The sequence below is a fragment of the Sorangium sp. So ce145 genome, from assembly GCF_051525985.1.
Taxonomy (GTDB): domain Bacteria; phylum Myxococcota_A; class Polyangia; order Polyangiales; family Polyangiaceae; genus Sorangium; species Sorangium cellulosum_B.
This window is the reverse complement of sequence record NZ_CP150315.1, coordinates 11,226,054-11,241,776: the sequence shown is the minus strand read 5'-3', so window position 1 is coordinate 11,241,776 and position 15,723 is coordinate 11,226,054. Positions and strand designations below refer to the sequence as shown.

General features: G+C 67.5%; 14 protein-coding genes. 13 read left to right on the top strand and 1 reads right to left on the bottom strand.

Annotation, left to right across the window (positions count from 1 at the left end):
- The first annotated feature begins 2 nt into the window (after positions 1–2).
- Genes dpdJ through dpdD form a run of 3 tightly spaced genes read left to right on the top strand, consistent with a single transcriptional unit; the run spans position 3 to position 7,405 of the window.
- Positions 3–4,601, top strand: a complete 4,599-nt coding sequence (dpdJ, locus tag WMF34_RS41855) for a protein DpdJ (protein WP_437991286.1) — start codon at positions 3–5, stop codon at positions 4,599–4,601.
- A gap of 8 nt (positions 4,602–4,609) precedes the next feature.
- Positions 4,610–5,122 carry a phospholipase D-like domain-containing protein DpdK gene (gene dpdK, locus WMF34_RS41850; protein WP_437991285.1) on the top strand — a complete coding sequence of 171 codons (513 nt, stop codon included), beginning with the start codon at positions 4,610–4,612 and terminating at the stop codon, positions 5,120–5,122.
- A gap of 6 nt (positions 5,123–5,128) precedes the next feature.
- Complete coding sequence (dpdD, locus tag WMF34_RS41845) at positions 5,129–7,405, top strand: protein DpdD (protein ID WP_437991284.1); 2,277 nt, start codon at positions 5,129–5,131, stop codon at positions 7,403–7,405.
- Between the two features lie 194 nt (positions 7,406–7,599).
- Here the strand turns inward: dpdD and WMF34_RS41840 are convergent, their stop codons facing one another.
- Positions 7,600–7,956, bottom strand: coding sequence for an ATP-binding protein (locus tag WMF34_RS41840; protein WP_437994703.1), 357 nt, complete (start codon positions 7,954–7,956; stop codon positions 7,600–7,602).
- Between the two features lie 401 nt (positions 7,957–8,357).
- On the opposite strand from WMF34_RS41840, the gene WMF34_RS41835 reads away from it, so the two are divergent.
- The 10 genes from WMF34_RS41835 to WMF34_RS41790 all read left to right on the top strand — a co-directional run bounded on the left by WMF34_RS41835 (position 8,358) and on the right by WMF34_RS41790 (position 15,656).
- Positions 8,358–8,504, top strand: a complete 147-nt coding sequence (locus WMF34_RS41835; protein ID WP_437991283.1) for a hypothetical protein — start codon at positions 8,358–8,360, stop codon at positions 8,502–8,504.
- Positions 8,501–8,851 (top strand): hypothetical protein, encoded by a 351-nt coding sequence (locus WMF34_RS41830; protein WP_437991282.1) that lies wholly within the window; start codon positions 8,501–8,503, stop codon positions 8,849–8,851. The genes WMF34_RS41835 and WMF34_RS41830 overlap by 4 nt, the downstream gene beginning before the upstream one ends.
- 28 nt (positions 8,852–8,879) lie before the next feature.
- The gene (locus WMF34_RS41825; RefSeq protein WP_437991281.1) at positions 8,880–9,479 is read left to right on the top strand and encodes a JAB domain-containing protein; all 600 of its coding nucleotides are present in this window, start codon (positions 8,880–8,882) and stop codon (positions 9,477–9,479) included.
- A 163-nt stretch (positions 9,480–9,642) separates the two neighbouring features.
- Entirely contained in the window at positions 9,643–9,930 is a 288-nt protein-coding gene (locus WMF34_RS41820) for a hypothetical protein (RefSeq protein WP_437991280.1), read from the top strand.
- Positions 9,914–10,657, top strand: a complete 744-nt coding sequence (locus WMF34_RS41815; RefSeq protein ID WP_437991279.1) for a hypothetical protein — start codon at positions 9,914–9,916, stop codon at positions 10,655–10,657. The genes WMF34_RS41820 and WMF34_RS41815 overlap by 17 nt, the downstream gene beginning before the upstream one ends.
- Positions 10,658–10,787: 130 nt before the next feature.
- Complete coding sequence (locus WMF34_RS41810; protein WP_437991278.1) at positions 10,788–11,726, top strand: hypothetical protein; 939 nt, start codon at positions 10,788–10,790, stop codon at positions 11,724–11,726.
- The gene (locus WMF34_RS41805) at positions 11,689–12,972 is read left to right on the top strand and encodes an AAA family ATPase (RefSeq protein ID WP_437991277.1); all 1,284 of its coding nucleotides are present in this window, start codon (positions 11,689–11,691) and stop codon (positions 12,970–12,972) included. The genes WMF34_RS41810 and WMF34_RS41805 overlap by 38 nt, the downstream gene beginning before the upstream one ends.
- 9 nt (positions 12,973–12,981) lie before the next feature.
- Positions 12,982–14,151: a vWA domain-containing protein gene (locus tag WMF34_RS41800; protein ID WP_437991276.1), complete on the top strand. Its 1,170-nt coding sequence runs from the start codon at positions 12,982–12,984 to the stop codon at positions 14,149–14,151.
- A gap of 21 nt (positions 14,152–14,172) precedes the next feature.
- Positions 14,173–14,565, top strand: a complete 393-nt coding sequence (locus WMF34_RS41795; RefSeq protein WP_437991275.1) for a DUF6573 family protein — start codon at positions 14,173–14,175, stop codon at positions 14,563–14,565.
- A 590-nt stretch (positions 14,566–15,155) separates the two neighbouring features.
- Positions 15,156–15,656 (top strand): RNA polymerase sigma factor, encoded by a 501-nt coding sequence (locus tag WMF34_RS41790; RefSeq protein WP_437991274.1) that lies wholly within the window; start codon positions 15,156–15,158, stop codon positions 15,654–15,656.
- Positions 15,657–15,723 lie beyond the last annotated feature (67 nt).

Below are 15,723 nucleotides of genomic sequence, written 5' to 3'. Positions count from 1 at the left end.
CCATGAGCCAGGAATCGTACCCGTCAGCAACCGCGGTGGCACTCCTCGATCGCCTCGAGCGCGAAGAGCAGAAGCTCCTGTGCTGGGGCTACACGGACGCAGCCTTCGACGTGCGCGAACTCGAAGACCACGCGCGCGCCGTCCTCGCGGACGGCGCACCTCGTAACGCCTCCGGAGAAATTATTAAAGAGCTTCTCCACTTCAAGTGGCTCTTCAGAGTTCCGAACGAGCGTCGCTATCGAACACGTTCCGCGGAGACCATCCGCCTGCTCGCGAAGCTCCGCCAGATTCGCGTCTACCCGAGCACCAGAACGGAAGACGTTTGCCGCTTGTGGCGCTCGGCTCCGCCGCTCGTCGCGGACTTTCGGTTCCTCGCGCCCCCACGGACCTTTCCTCGCCGCAACGTCACGGTCACTGAAGCCGAGTCGACGCTCCGTCTGCAGAGTTCGTCGCTCGAGCGCGCAATCCTGCACGCTTTCATGGGCGCCGGATCCCGCCGTGAACGAAAGCTCTCCGGTTTCCAGGTACGCGCCACCGCTCGGATCCTCGCCCAGCCCGCCGACGCAGGTACGGTGGTGTGCTCGGGCACGGGCAGCGGCAAGACGCTCGCATTCTACCTGCCCGCCTTCATCGCGCTCGCGCCGCTGCTCGATGGCGCCGCGTGGACGAAGTGCGTCGCCATCTACCCGCGCAACGAGCTCCTCAAAGACCAGTTTCGGGAGGCGATCGCGAACGCGCGGCGGATCGCGCCGGCCCTCCGTACGCACGGGCGGCGTGGCCTAACCTTCGGGGCGTTCTTCGGCGACGTGAAGAACGATGCCGACCACGTGGCCGTGCCCAAGTGGGGCTGGACCGAGCACACGTTCGGAGGCAGGCGGGGCCGCGTCTGTCCGTTCCTGAGGTGCCCGGAGTGCGGGGCGATGCTGTTCTGGGCCGACGAGGACCGGCGCCGCCAGGATCCGATCGAGCAATTGCGGTGCTCCGCGCCGAACTGCAAGGTGACGCTGGGGCCGGAGATCATTCGCCTCACCCGGGCGTCGCTTCGGAAGAGTCCTCCGGACGTTCTCCTGGTCTCCACGGAGATGCTCAACCGGAACATGTCGGCGGGCGAGTTCGCCAAGCTGTTCGGCATCGGCCAGCCCGACTCGCGCCGGCCGCGGCTCATGCTCCTCGACGAGGTCCACACGTGCGAAGGATCGAGCGGCGCACACGTGGCCCTCCTTCTCCGCCGCTGGCGGTTCCTGTCCAAGGCGAAGCCGCACATCGTGGGCCTGTCGGCAACGCTCGAAGACGCGGCGCGCTTTTTCGCGGACCTCACCGGCCTCCGACCCGGATCCGTGGCGGAGGTCGAGCCGCTCGCCTCGGAGCTTGAGGCCGAAGGCGCCGATTATCAGGTCGCGCTCCGCGGAGACGCGAACTGGGGGACCAGCTTACTGTCGACGACGATCCAGACGCTCATGTTGATACGCCGTGTTCTTGCACCCCGCGAGGAGCCGCTCTCTCTCGCGGGGCGTCGCGTGTTCGCCTTCACCGATCGCCTGGACGGCATCAATCGGCTGCTCGAGAACACGCGCGACGCCGAGGCGCGCTATGCCGACTCCAACAATCCTCGCGTCCGGGGAACGGTGCTCGCGGGGTTGCGTCGCATCGACGCGCCCGACCACGACGCACGCTACGCCGACGGGCAGGCATGGGACCTCCCCGCGACGATCGGTCACCGGCTGGAACTGACCCCGACCAGGGCAAGCTCGCTCATCGTCAGTCGCACGACGGCTCAGGACAAGGGTGTCGATCCCAATGCCGACATCGTCGTCGCGACCGCATCGCTTGAGGTCGGCTACGACGATTCCTCCGTGGGCGCCGTCGTTCAGCATAAGGCGCCGAAGAGCGCCGCCGCGTTTTTGCAGAGGAAGGGGCGTGCCGGGCGTTTTCGCACGCAGAGGTCCGACGGTACGTCTCTCAGCATGCGGCCGTGGACCATCGTCGTCCTGTCCGACTTCGGCAAGGACCGCAGCGCCTACCAGGACTATGAGCACGTCTTCTCGCCGACGCTAAAGCCGCGACATCTGCCGACGAACAACCGGGCGCTCCTGCGCATGCAGGCGACCTACGCACTCTTCGATTTCCTCGGATTCGAAGCCAAGAAGGTAGGCTTCGCTCCCGAGCCGTGGATCGATCTCGCCGGCCCTTGCGAACGCGGAGCTCGGGGAGACGAGCGACGGGCCCGGCAGAAGTTCTACGAGGCGCAGCTGCACCGCCTCCTCGAGAGCCGCGAGGCCCAAGACGCCTTCGCGAAATTCTTGCAGGGTGCGCTAGCGGTTTCCGCGGACGAGGTTCAAGCGCTGCTCTGGGAGCCGCCCCGCTCCGTGATGCTCGAAGCGGTTCCGACACTCTGGCGGCGCCTCGCCGAGTCGTGGAAGCGCGCGTTCGAGACGTCGATTGAGCCCGCGGAGCGGTGGGGCCCTCCGCTGCCCGAGTTCGTTCAGAGATCCCTCTTCACCAAGCTTCTCGTTCCGGAGGTGAGGCTCTTGGTGCCAAGGGGTGACCAGCGCCGCTGGAACGACGGCCGCAGTGAGGAGGATGACGAGATGATGGTCGAGGAGGAAGGCATGGTCCTCGTCGAGGCATTCCGCGAGTTCGCCCCCGGCCGGGTCTCGAAGCGTTTCGATTTCAAAGGCAACGTGAGCCATTGGATCGACCCCGGCGAAGATTACACGCTCTCGATCGACTTGTTCTCGGGGAAGGAAGAGCGCATCCCCGTGGGGCGATTTTCATACATCGAGGAAGGCGCGACGAGGGAGGTGGACGTCTATCGACCAGTCACGCTTCAGGTGTCAGTTCCACCAGAGACGATCCTGCCGACGTCGAATGCGCGCCCCTGCTGGAGATCCCAGCTGATCGCACCGGTCGCCGGGCACTCGGTCGAACTGCCTCAGGGCACGATCCTGGCGCCGCTCGTCGTCGGCCTGACCTTCCACACCCACCACCTCGGCAGCCCGGTGGAGATCCGGCGTTTCGTTATCGGTTCCGACGTCGCCATCAATCGGACGAACGGACGGCGAGATCCAGAGAGGCGGGTCGACCTTGTGGACGAGAAGGGTGCGAAGGTTGCGCTCGGCTGGGCGTCGGAAGTGGACGCTCTCGCGATCAAGTTCGCCCTACCACGCAATCTGCTTGCTTGCGTGAAGAACTCGCCCGCGCTCATACGCTCGCTTCGCACGCTGCGCTTTCGCACGCTCATTCAGCGCGATACGTCGCTGAACGGACTGACCAACGGATTTCAGCGGGACGCGCTCGTCGACGCGTTTCTCGCGGCGCTTCTCCTTGCGTTCGATGCCGACGCGGACGCGACGCTCGAGTCGGCGAGTCGAGCAATCGCACCGGACGACGTCGCTCAGACGCTGGCGCTCGCAAGTGACGGCGACGACGACGATGACACATCGGAGGGCTTCGTTCCGCGGCGCGTGAAGGAATTGAAGGAACTCCTTGCCAACCCGGTCGTCTTCAGGAGCCTGCGCACGCACAGCGAGGCGCTCTGGCACAACATCGACGAGGCCTGGTTGCCGTGGTTGCAGAACGTCTTCAAGGCCACGCTCGGAGCGAGCCTCCGCGATGCTATCACAGCGCTCTGCCCGCAGGTCGACGAGGACGATCTCGTCGTCGAAGGGGAAGGCGTGCACCCCGGCGACGAAGATACGGTGTGGGTGACGGAGTCGGCGGTCGGCGGCTCTGGCGCGCTCGAAGCGTTTTACGCAGAGTACGCGAAAGATCCGCGCCACTTCGCCCGTCTCTGGCACGGCTGCCTCGAACCTTCGGACTCGGAGCGCGTGGCCACATCCGTCGAGGACATCATCGACGCGCTCGCAGGTCGGAATCCATCGGAGCAACTCGTCGCCGCGGTGGCTCGGGTCCGGGCGGCAGCGAACCACGCGGACGCGCTCCAAGCTGTCCACAAGTTGCGAGAGACGCTGACCTCGCTCGGGCTCTACGCAGAGCATGCCACATTGACTATCCTCTTCGCGCGCGTCCTGCGTCCAGGAAGCTCGCCCGCGGTCGACGCCTACTTGGCGGCGACGCTGGCTCGCTGGCGCGAACTCGAGGAGCGTGCCGGCATCGTCGTGGAAACCCGGACTTTCGCACTCGTACGCGCGCAACACGGAGGGCTCGACGAGGTGCTTTCGACCGCGCCGAGCACGAACGACGCAGGCAAGCTCCAGAACTGGACGTACGCGACGCTTCTCGGGCTTCTCTGGCGGAGGCCGAGCAGCATCCGCCGCGAGTCCTTCGACCTCGGCAACCCTTTCAGCCAGGCGCCGCTCTGCGATCGGCTGATCATCCCGCTTCCCAGTGACGTTTCCCCGATGGTTCGCGTCGCTTCTGAGTCCTGGTTCGACGAGCTGACCGAAGCTCTGAACAAGAACGGCGTCGCCCGTCTCGTCGCGGGGCCGTATGAGAAAGATCGACTCGCGGGCGCAGTGCGACACCTCGCACTCTACCCGATCGACACGGGCGCACTTCACGTCTTCGCACGCATTTCCGGCTATGCGCGCCACGCGGAAGGGGCGGCGCTGACCGTCGAGATGCCGGAGGCGCTTCAATGAACGCTCGCGTGCTGCAGAAGTCGCGGGGGCGATCCCGGAACGAGGCACGAGAGCTGCTGCAGTTCTTCTTCGCCGCTGAGCTTATTGGTCCGAGCAAGTGCCTCTGGATCGTGTCGCCCTGGCTGCGAAACATCGAGCTGTTCGACAACACGACCGGCGCGTTCGCTGCTCTGTTCCCCGATACCTCCAAGCGTATCATTCGGCTCACGGATGTGTTTCGCGCGGTTCTTCTCGCAGGAACCCGGCTGATTCTCGTCCTCCGGGCACCGCGCGACGACGGCGGCGTGTGCCACGCTCTCTCCGAGATCGCGACGACGCTCAACTGTCTCGACCAGCTATCACTCGTCGACAGCCCAACCCTCCATACGAAAGGTCTTCTCGGTGACCGAGCGGCCATCACGGGCTCGATGAATGTCACGTATGCCGGGGTGGATGCGCACACTGAGCTCTTGCAGTTCATCACGGATGCCGAACTCGTCGCGAAACTCCGCCTCGAGTTCTCGGGCGCGTACGGAAAGTAGGCGGTCATGGAGTGGGAGACCTTCTTTGGTCGAGACAACGTTCCGGACCTTCAGTGGCAAGCGCTCTCGGATCCGCGAAGCCCGGCGAGAAAGGCGCTTCAACGTTTCATCGACCTGGTCGAGATGCGCGCACCGATCGCCGCCCTCCCGCGCGTCCGAAAGTCGCCCCACCGCGTGGACTGGTACGTCGGGTGGCGCAACGAGTCCGATGCGCGCTTCGCAACCGACCTCCTCGGGGCGTTCCTGGGGCGGACCTATGCCGAGATGAGCGCACCGCTCCGACCCCTCCAGCCCGCGGACGCAGCGGAGAGAGCCTTCTCCGAGGAGTTCGGCGGGCGAGCGTTCCGCGTCGAGGTCCACGCTAGATTTCGCAAGGAAGCTCGCGAGCGGCTCGAAGCCCTGGCCAACTGCCTGCTCGAGCGCCCGTATCGACGTGCGGGCAAGGTTCGACCCGTCGGACGCATCCTGCGCGATCTTGAGTTCGCGATGCAGGTGGGGGACGACGCCATTGCCGCCGAGGAGATCCGGGCACTGCGCATGGGGGGCCACCTCGACGAGGTCAACCTCGCGTTTCTCGATCTCCGGCGAATCGCCGCAAAGCACGACTGGGCAGGCATCTTCGCGCACGATGCGCTGCCGAGCTTGCTCGAACTCCGCTCCCTCCCATGGCGGGTGCGCCAACTCCTCGTCGAAGCCATCTATCATTGCGAAGTGGCGCCGTTCGTCAGCGTCGGGGACGTCGACGAGGCGCTCAAGTGTTTCGAACGGGTGCTCCCCAGCTTCGGCGTTGCTTTCTCTTCACGAAAGAATCTCGGTTCTCTTGAGGTCGATGTCTGCTTCATGCTCGCGGACGAGTTTCGCGGACGAAGTGATATTGCGAGCACGGAGGGGCCACTCGCCCGCATCGCGGAGAGCGGACACGCCGCGTTCGCCGACGCATTCCGAGCGAGGCTCGTGCGGCGGAAAGCCGGCCATTATGACGCCGACGTCGTGGTTGCAGCCTCGCCCGGGACCGTAGCCACGCCACCGGTGTCCGTGATCGAGCGTGCACAGCGCGCCCTCGGCGACGGGGATCTCGACCGTGCCTACTCTCTTGCACTCGGAGCGCCGCTCTCTCCGCAGCGAGTCAAGGTGCTCCTTCAGTGCGCCCGCCTCCTCGACGACGATGGCGCTTCGACCCAGGCGCTCTCCGCCTGGGAACTCCTTTCGCAAGCGGACCGAGACGCACTCCTTACGTACGGGTGGTGCAAGACCCACGTCGAACACCTCAAGGCCGTCGTCGGAGAACCAATCCTCACACCACAGCCGATATCCTCCTGGTGCGGGTGGTTCGAGCGTCTGCGGTTAAAGGTAGACTGGCCAGGGGCCGTGTCGCGTGCAGAAAAGGGTGCAATCGAGTGGGACGCAGAAGCGGTCGCTGGGGACGCCGGAGCCATCGCGACCGTTGTTGGTGTGGTCGAAGGGACGCTGGAGAACTGGGCCGCCGAGGCGCTTCGCCAGGCACTTCCGTACGTACTCGAGGCCTTTCTTCGGGATCCACCGGATCCACGCTTGTCGCCGATATTCGCTTCGCTCTTCGAGGTGCTTGCGACAGACGACGCGCTGACGCTCTCTTCCATCTCGGCGCTCGTCAGGCTAGGTCAGGCGAGACTCGCGACCACATCGTCCGCCTACGCAGCTACCCTCGACGTCGTCACAGGAGCCATCGAGACCGCGGACACGCCGGGGACGATGCGCCTCATCGCGGACGCACTCGAGATGCTCATCATGACACCGTGCGCCTCTAAGAACGAGCGTACTGCGGCGGCGACTCGTCTTGCGAGTATCGCTGCTCGTCGATGGGCGCGCGTCGACGAGGTAGATCGCGATCTGGTCCGCCAACTCTGTGTTGAGCTCGGCGTCGCCGAGTTGCTCCCCGCGGCGCCAGAGGCTCCGCTGCCCGGAGAGACGGCGAACGAGTGGGCTGCGCTCGCAGGAGTGTACGTCGCCTTCTACTCGCTCGAGACGGACGCCCTTCAACGGGTCGTCAAGGCGCTCGTGCGCGCTTGTCCCGACGCCAAGCTGAAGACGTTCAGCGAGATCGGAGGCACCGAGCCCATGCGAGAGGCGGCGAGGACGGCAGACCTCTTCGTGATCGCCACGAAGGCGGCAACGCATGCGGCCACGGGAGCCATCATGCAGCATCGGCGTGCTGGCAAGGCGACCGAATACGCGCGCAGCAAAAGCAGCACGTCGCTTCTCGACGCGGTTCGTCGTTGGCTCGGCAAGCAGCGACCCATCTGACGTGCACGGGTACGCAGTTGAAGTACCGCACGAGGGCACCCGAGGACACCGAGACGCACCCATCCAGCCAAAGACGTCTGGCGCCCGCGCTCGCCGGCGGACGCATGGTGCGACCTGCACCATGCGTCACGGGTCAGGGGCGAATGGCTGCGGAAGCGAACAGTAGACAGGTCGAACTGACCGGCTGCGGTCGTCTACGGCTGCGGGGATGCTGCTCGAGCGCAGCCAGAAGCGATTGGGCGCGGCGCGCACGACCACCCGTCGGCGGTCGTGCGCGCCGCCATGTCGGCATTACGCGAGTTGTCGAGCCTGCTCTGGGGCAGCCCCGCGTCGGCGCGTCGGAAGCGCACCTCGTAGCCGTACTTGCACGCGAGGTGTCCGAGCGCGCTCGCGAAAGAGGTCTTCTCCACGCTGACGGAGCCGAGGACGATGGCGTGCCTGTGCTCGTCGAGGAAGTGAAGGCTGGTGAGCTCACCGAGCAGACGCGTATTCGTGGTCTTGCCCCAGAGGCCCCTGTGAGGCGAGTGCGTAGCTCTGCCGTTCGCAGGCATCGCGTGGCCTGGCGGGGCGCTGCGCAGGGCCGAAGCTCGTAGCCTGCTGGGAATCAAGCTAGACATGCCTGTGATTCTCTGCGTGTTGTGGACGCAGGGCGGGCATCCAGGAACGTGACCAATATGCCCTTCAGCATCTGAAGAAATCAACAAATCAATGGAATAACAATATTGAAGGAGAACTCCCTTCCGGAAGTGCCATTTCCATAAAGAGCGCCAATCCCTGGACGAATGCGTTTCGCATCGCCGCCGCCGTCGTAACGATGGCCACCCAGATCATCCTGGCCTGCATGGGCTGCTCGCCCACTCGACCGCTGTCCACAGCGACCCTCGGCTTGGGTCGCGCGCTCCAATCTCCGTCCACCTGGAACCGCGCCGTCAACGTCGCTCAGGAGAAATCGATGTCTGAGACCACCGAGAACGCCCCCTCCCCCGTCCCCTACGTCATCCGCGTGTTCACGAACGAGGCCGTGAAGAGGGGCGCCGCCGCCGCCGTCGCCGGCCTCTTGGTCGCGGCCGTGTCGGAGGCGATCTGGCCGTCACGGTGAGCGAGCTGATCGGCGAGGCCCTGCTGGAGCTGCTCCGGCAGGGTCTGCCCCGGCGCGTGCCAACGACTGCGAACGTGCTCGACTGGCTCCGGGAGGCAGCAACCCCGCCGCCCGGTGTCGAGCTCTTCAGCGCCGACGGCTCAGCGTTCACCGGCGTTGTGATCGTCGACCGGAACCGGCCGATCTTCATGCTCACCGCACGGCAAGGCGCGGCGCCGCGCATCCACATGGGCCCGTCCGTGCCGCCCAGCACGCCGCGCTACGGTTCGCCGTACGGCCAGCGCTCCCTGTTCGACGAGGACGACGAACCCCACTGGCGGGACGGCCATGCCGGCTGGCCGCGATGAGGCTGGCCTCGGGGCTCAGCGCCCAGGCGTGCAGCTCGGGGGCGCCCTTGCCGCGCCTGAGGACGAACTGCTCCGCACCGTGCTGCGCAGCCGGCGCATCGCGGACCGGCTCGCCCGCGCGGCAGGCGGCTGGAGAGACCTGAGCGAGCACGAGCTGGAGCAGCTGGGGCTCACGAGTGTCCAGCGCAGCGCCGTCTTGGCGTTGCAGCAGCTTGTCCGCAGCGGCTATCCCGCGCTGCCGAAGCACAAGTTCTCGTGCTCGGCGGACATCGCCCGCATCTACGCCGACCGGCTGGGCGGGCTCGTCTACGAGGTGATGCTCGGCATCGCGCTCAACGGCCGCAACGAGTTCATGGCCGAGCTCGAGCTGGCACGGGGCGGGAGGCACAGCGCCGCGCTCACCGTCGCCGATGCGCTGCGGCCGGTCATCCGTGCCGGCGCCAGCGCGTTCGTCCTCGTGCACAACCACCCGGGCGGGGATCCGATGCCCAGCCCGGAGGACATCGTGCTCACGACGGCAATGAAGAGGGCTGCTGACCTCGTGAGCATTCCTCTGGTCGACCACATCATCATTGGAGGTCGCGACGGAGGATTCAGCTCCATGCTCGACCTCTGCATCATCCAGTAAGAAGGCTGCCGACACACTGTACCGACTGCATCGTCGATGCCGTGCTCGGTCCACAGCGGCGCTGACGATTCATCGCGTTACAAGGTCACATTCCTCAGGGCGCCCGCTGGCACGAGCTCTCGTGCTCCGGGCGCCTTTCGGTTTTCGAAGAAAGGAACATCTCATGCGCGTCAACGGTCGTACGCTCCGCCCCTCGACCCTGGCCGAGCGCCGTCTGTTCTTGTCGCTCGGCACCGCCTCCCTGCGCGTGCCGCGCAGCATGAATCCGTTCGCCGTCGCCCGGCGGCTGCGCCGCGCCGCGCTGGGCAACAGCCCCGATCACGAGTTCGCCCGCGACCTGGTGAAGGCGAAGAAGCGGCTCGACCAACTGCCGGTCCCCTCGCCGGATCTGGATCTTCCGGAGCCCACGAACCCCGACGAGGGCATGATCGTCCATGGCCGGGCGGCGTAGCGGCCTGGCAGGGCTCGATCGCGTTCTTCGCGCGCTCCAGCCCGGGTCGCACAACATCGGGGATTACGTCGCCGAGCACGACGAGGAGCTCGCGGTGCTGCTCGGCGTTGATGCCAGCGAACTCCGGGCGCTGGCGGGTCAGCTCGATGAAGCAGCGGCTCCCCGGGTTCGCGCGCTCCTCCAGCACCGAGCTGAAGCCCGCACGCTGCGTCATCAGGCTGCCCGTCGCGATGCCGTCCTGGCGGCAGCGCAGCGGCTTGGCATGACGGCAGTCTGGCGGGAAAGCGCGGCGCTGCTGGAGTTGAGCGTCCTCCTCGGCGACCTGCTCGCCGATGTGACGATCCAGCACATCAGCCTGGTGAGCCGTGTCTTCGCGGTACACCTGCCCCGCAAGAAGCTGGTCGAGGTCGCGGAGGTTCTTCCGAGGCAGTTCGCGGATCTGGTGAACTGGGTGGACCGGACCGGACTCCACTTTCGATGGCGCCAGGGGCGTGGCGGGCTGAGCCTCTACTCGCAGGTGGTGCCAGCCAGCGAGTCCGCCCAGGTCCTCAACGTCAGCATCCCGGCGCCTGCCATGAAGAAGCACCGGCCGGCTCCGGCGTCTGCTTCACCGGGACGTCGCATCCAAGACGCTCCACGCCCGAACCCCGCGAATGCAGCGCCAGCTGCCCCTCGCAGCGCGGGATGGCTCGCCGAAGCTCTCACCGAAGCTGCGTTCTCGGCCTAGCAGTCACCGCGGTCCATCGTCTTCTGGTGGACCGCTGCTCTGGGCAGCGTGCGGGTCGATCCGCGCAGCGCCCGCTTCTTCTCCACCACCACACACACACACTCTCTCTCCATGACAAGGAGTCCACACCATGAACAGCGCACCGGCGACGCTCGAGCGCGCCCAGCGGCGGCTCGCTGCCGCTGGAGGTCGCCACATCGGCGATCTCATCTCCTGGAACACCGACCGCATCGATGTGACGCGCGAGGCAGCTCGCCGCGTCTTCGCGACTGAGGGGCTTGGCCACCTCATCCCGGACATGGATCCGGCCACCGCGCTCTCGCGCGCCGCGGCCGAGGTGAAGCGCCCGTCCGGCATCCTCGTCCGGCCCTTCGCCCGCCCCAAGGGCGACACGAGCGCCGCGGTGGGCATCTACGTGCAGAAGACCCGCGAGGGCGAGGCCGGCGACGAGTACGTCTGCGGCGCTCGCAGCCGGGTCGACCGGCACACGGGCACCATCGTGGGCCTGCCGCCCGACGGCGCGCCCTCGATCGCCGAGGCGCTCGCGCACGCCGAGGCCATGGCCGCCCACGGAAACCACCTCGTCGCGCACGCCGAGACGCGGGACATCTCCTTCGCCATGGTCGCAACGGCCAAGGCGCTCTCTGGCGTGCCGCTGCGGGACCGAGGCGGGTTCTACCTGCTGCCGCCGTCCACCTGCGGTGCCTGGGTCCGGCTCCGGCCGGGGCTCGAGCAGCTCGGCGTGAAGCCGATCCGGATCGAGATGCACGACGCGCCCGACAACGTCGCGGTCGCCAGGGCGGCAGCACAGGGCGCGCTGGAGGCGGACGTCGCGGAGCTCATCGCCGACCTCGACAAGGCGGCGTCCGAGGGCATGCGCCAGAACGCGCTCGCGCGGCGGGTTGAGCTCTGCAAGGAGCTCACCGCCAAGGCCGAGCTCTACCGCGGCGTCCTGGCCGGTGTCGCCGACCGGATCACCGCACGGGTGAAAGAGCTCCAGCACAGCTTCCAGCTCCAGCTCGACGGCGGTGATGGCGTGTCGTTCACGATCCCCGTGGTCAACGACTGAGAAGGTCGGGGTTGCCAAAAATAGACCCCTCGCCGTGAGTGACACCGCGGTGAGGCACCGGCGCAGCATGCCCGCTGCGCAGACACATGAGGTGATGATGAAGTCAATGGCCAACAACTCGGTTGATATGACCTCTGTGCGGCACAGGTTCCGGACCGTACGCGACAGCTTGCTTGCCACTTTCCGGGAGCGCGAGAACGCGGTCGAGTGCATCCTGCTCGCTGCCCTCTCGGGCAATCACGCACTGCTGGTGGGACCTCCGGGCACGGCGAAGAGCGCCTTGTTCTTCGGATTCCTGTCGTGCTTCCCGGACGCGCGGAAGTTCCAGACACTGGTGACCAAGTTCGGGACAGAGGACGAGTACTTCGGCCCGGTGAAGCTCAGCGCCCTGAAGAACGATCTCTGGGAGCGCAACCTCGACGGCCGGCTCGCCGGCGTCGAGTGCGCCTTCCTCGATGAGGTGTTCAAGGGGTCCGACTCGGTGCTCAACGCCTTCCTGTCAGCGATGAACGAGCGGCTCTACAAGGGCCGGCTCATCCCGCTGCGGATGCTCGTCGGCGCCTCGAACGAGCTGCCCGAGGAGGAGAACTTGGCGGCGGTGTACGACCGCTTTCTGCTGCGCGATCTGGTCGAGTACGTGCAGGCCGATACGACCTGGATGCAGCTCGTCGCGACGCCGCCCGCCTACACGGCCTCGGCTCAGATCAAGCTCGCCGAATGGGACGCGGCGCGGGCGGACGTCGACCGGGTGACGCTGCCCGAGCGCATCGTGCAGGAGCTCCTCCGGATCCGGAACGAGCTCAAGGCCAACGGGATCGTCGTCTCCGACCGGCGCTGGATCGCGCTCACCCGCGTGCTCCGTGCCGCTGCCTGGCTCGACGACTGCGCCGAGGTCGAGCTGGACCACCTCGCCGTGCTCCGGTACGGCCTCTGGCAGAAGCCGAACGACCGCGCTCGCGTCGTCGCCGTGCTCGAGACGGTGGACCGGAGCGCGGTGGCGAAGGCGATCACGGTCGTGGACGAAGCCCTGCGCGCCTATGCCCACCGGCCGACGGAGGCGGCGGCCTACCTGGAGACGCTCCCCAAGCTCGCCGCCGACATCACCGACGCGGCCAAGCGCGTGCAGGAGCAGCTAAAGGTGGGCGTGTCCCGCCGGGCGCAGGCGCGCATCCAGCCGAAGCTGGACGAGCTGAAGAAGGTCCACGACGCGCTCAAGGCCGATCTGTCGAGGCGCTACGCCCTGTAGGAGGTCGCGATGGGGACCTTCCTCCAGGCTCGGCGCGCACACCGCGCCGTGGCGGTTGCAGCGGACCAGGATGCCGCTGCGGCCGGGGACCTCTGGAACGCGATCGTCGGGGGAGGGAGCGAGCCGCTCGCGGGCTCGTTCGCCGAGGCGGCGCAGGACACCGCGCCGGTGGAGCACGCCGCGCTGCTCGCGTCCGATGACGTGGCGGCGGCGTACGCCTTCGAACGGTTGTGGGGCTGCCTCCCGGCCCTGCCCCCAAGGGCGTCGCCCTTCGAGCTGCGCGGCATCGCCCGGGAGAGGTGGGCAGCCTTCGATGCGCAGGCCCGGCGCACCGAGCATCTTGCCGGGGGGTTCGGCTGGGACGTCAGCGCGGCGTGGACCCACGCCCGCGACGTCGAGCTTGCCCACGGGGACCTCCACCAGGTCGAGCGCATCGCTCGCCTCGCTGGACGCATGTACGCGGCGCTGCGAGGGGCCCGAGCCAGCCGGGTCCACGGCGTGCCCGCAGAGGTCTACTCGGTCGAGCAGGGCAACGACGTGTCCCGTCTGCTGCCAGCCGAGCAGGTCCTGCTCATGGAGCCCGTCCTGGAGACGGTCGTCCTGGAGCGGATCGCCTCCCGGCGGGCCGCGCAGTACGCCGTCCGAGGCGAGGCGAAGAAGTCGAAGGGGCCGCTCGTGATCGCGCTCGACGAGTCCGGGAGCATGCACGCGGCGCGAAACGAGTGGGCGAAAGCCGCGACCGTCGCGCTCTGCCGCGTCGCGTTCGACGAGAAGCGGCCGGTCGCGGTGGTTCACTACGCGACATCCACCGTGGTGCAGGCCATCAAGCCCGGCGACACGGAGGCCGTGCTGCGGATGGTGCGCCACTTCCTCGGCGGAGGAACGGCGATCGGCCTCGCGCTCGGCATGGCCGTGCAGCAGGTCCGGCAGCTCGCCCAGCGGGGCCACCAGGGCGCCGACATCATCCTCGTCACCGACGGCGTGGACGGGGACCAGGCGGCTCAGGAAGCGGCCCTCCGCGAGGGCCTGGCGCTCGGGGTGCGGCTCTGGACGGTGGCCATCGAGTGCGAGGTGGCCGAGACCTCACCGCTCCGGACCAATGCCGCGCACTACGCGCGCCTCGGCGGCGCAGAGCTTGCGAAGGGCGAAAGCGTTTCTCTCCTGGCCGGCGCCACGTAGTCCCAACCGGAGGAAAACAAGATGCCGGACAACGACGAGCTCGAGTTCGAGGTCATCGAGGCGTACACGCGCGCCCAGGCCATCGCGGATGGCACGCTGAGGGACGTGACGTCAACGGCCCGGGAGATGGGGATCAAGCTTCCCGTCGCCGTGACGCACTCCGTCTGGAACCGCTACGTCGTGCTGACTCCGGCTGCACTGCGCGCCCGCAACGACGAGCGTGGCCGATTGTGGGATGTGCTCTGGATGTTCCGCGCTGCGGCCCTGCGTGCACCGGAAGCGAACGAGATCATCTTCTCGCTGTACGTGGTTACCGACTCAGCCAAGCCTTCGCTGGTGGAGCTCAAGGCGGTCTGCGGTCCCGGCGACAACGCCGAGCCGGTGATCACCATCATGCTGCCGGAAGAGGATTAAGACTACGCAGCTTCGGGCTGGTCCCGAAGCTGCACTCCTACCGCCCCTGCAAGCTCTCGCGTGCTGCCAACTCTTCCCCTGACACAGCAGCGCGCTCATCGCAGTCTGAAGTAGTGCAGCCCGCGGCGACGCCAATCGCCCGGGCTGCGTGGCCGAAACCTCATCGTCCGAGGTCCCGACATGCTGATCGTAATCCGCCCGCTGTCCGCGGGCCAAGGGGGCCGTGCGCCTTCCCGGCGGCGCCCTCGTTCCCATCCGCCATTCCTGACCGATGCCGCACCGAGGCGGCTCCATGCTCCGCTCCGCAACCTGCTGGGGCTGTACGGCTCCCGCTCCTGCCCGTCTGGAGTCATGGGCGTTCGCGCCCGAGGTATCCGGCACACCGCCGCCGACCCGCGCCGTTCGTCGCCAGCCACGGCCGGGCGCGCCGCCCAGGCGGCCGGCACCACGGTACACAACTGCTTGGGCGCGCCCGGAGCAGCTGACCGCTACCGCCCCTCCGAGAGGGGCGGGTGAGCCGCGATCGCAAGGGGGCCCGCCGCCCACCTGCCGCGCCACATCCCCCGGCCCGACCGAGCATCGCGGCCGTCATGGCGGAGCGGGCCTTCATCGTGGCCACGCTCATCTCCTGCGGCGTCCCCGCGCGCGACAGCGCCGACGTCACGCAGGCCGTCGTCCTGGGCGCCTGGAAGGCCATCGAGGCGGGCCGGTATCGTCCCGACCCTGCCGCGAACGCTCGGCAGGTGCTCCGTTGGTGGCTCCGCGGCGTCGCGTGGCGGCAGGCGACGCACTACCTCGAGAGCGCGTACGTGCGTTATGAGGTTCTGCACCACGAACCGCTCGGGTTTCTGCGCCAGGTCGTGGGCCTGAATCTCGAGGCGCAACTCCAGGCGCGCGCCGAGATGGAGGCGCTCCTCGCGCTCTGGCAGATGCCGCTCTGGGCGCGCGAGGTGCTCGCCCTGGCGGCTCTGGGTCATGAGGGTACCGAGATCGCGAGCGTGCTGCACCTGCACCGCGGAACCGCTGTCAGCCGGCTCCGCCGGGCTCGCAAGCTGCTTGCGCGCATGCATAAGCGAAAGGGGGGCCGATGAACCTCGGAGATCCCAAGCACCGCATGAGTGTCACGTCCCCCGGCAAGCCAGTCACACGGCGCATATC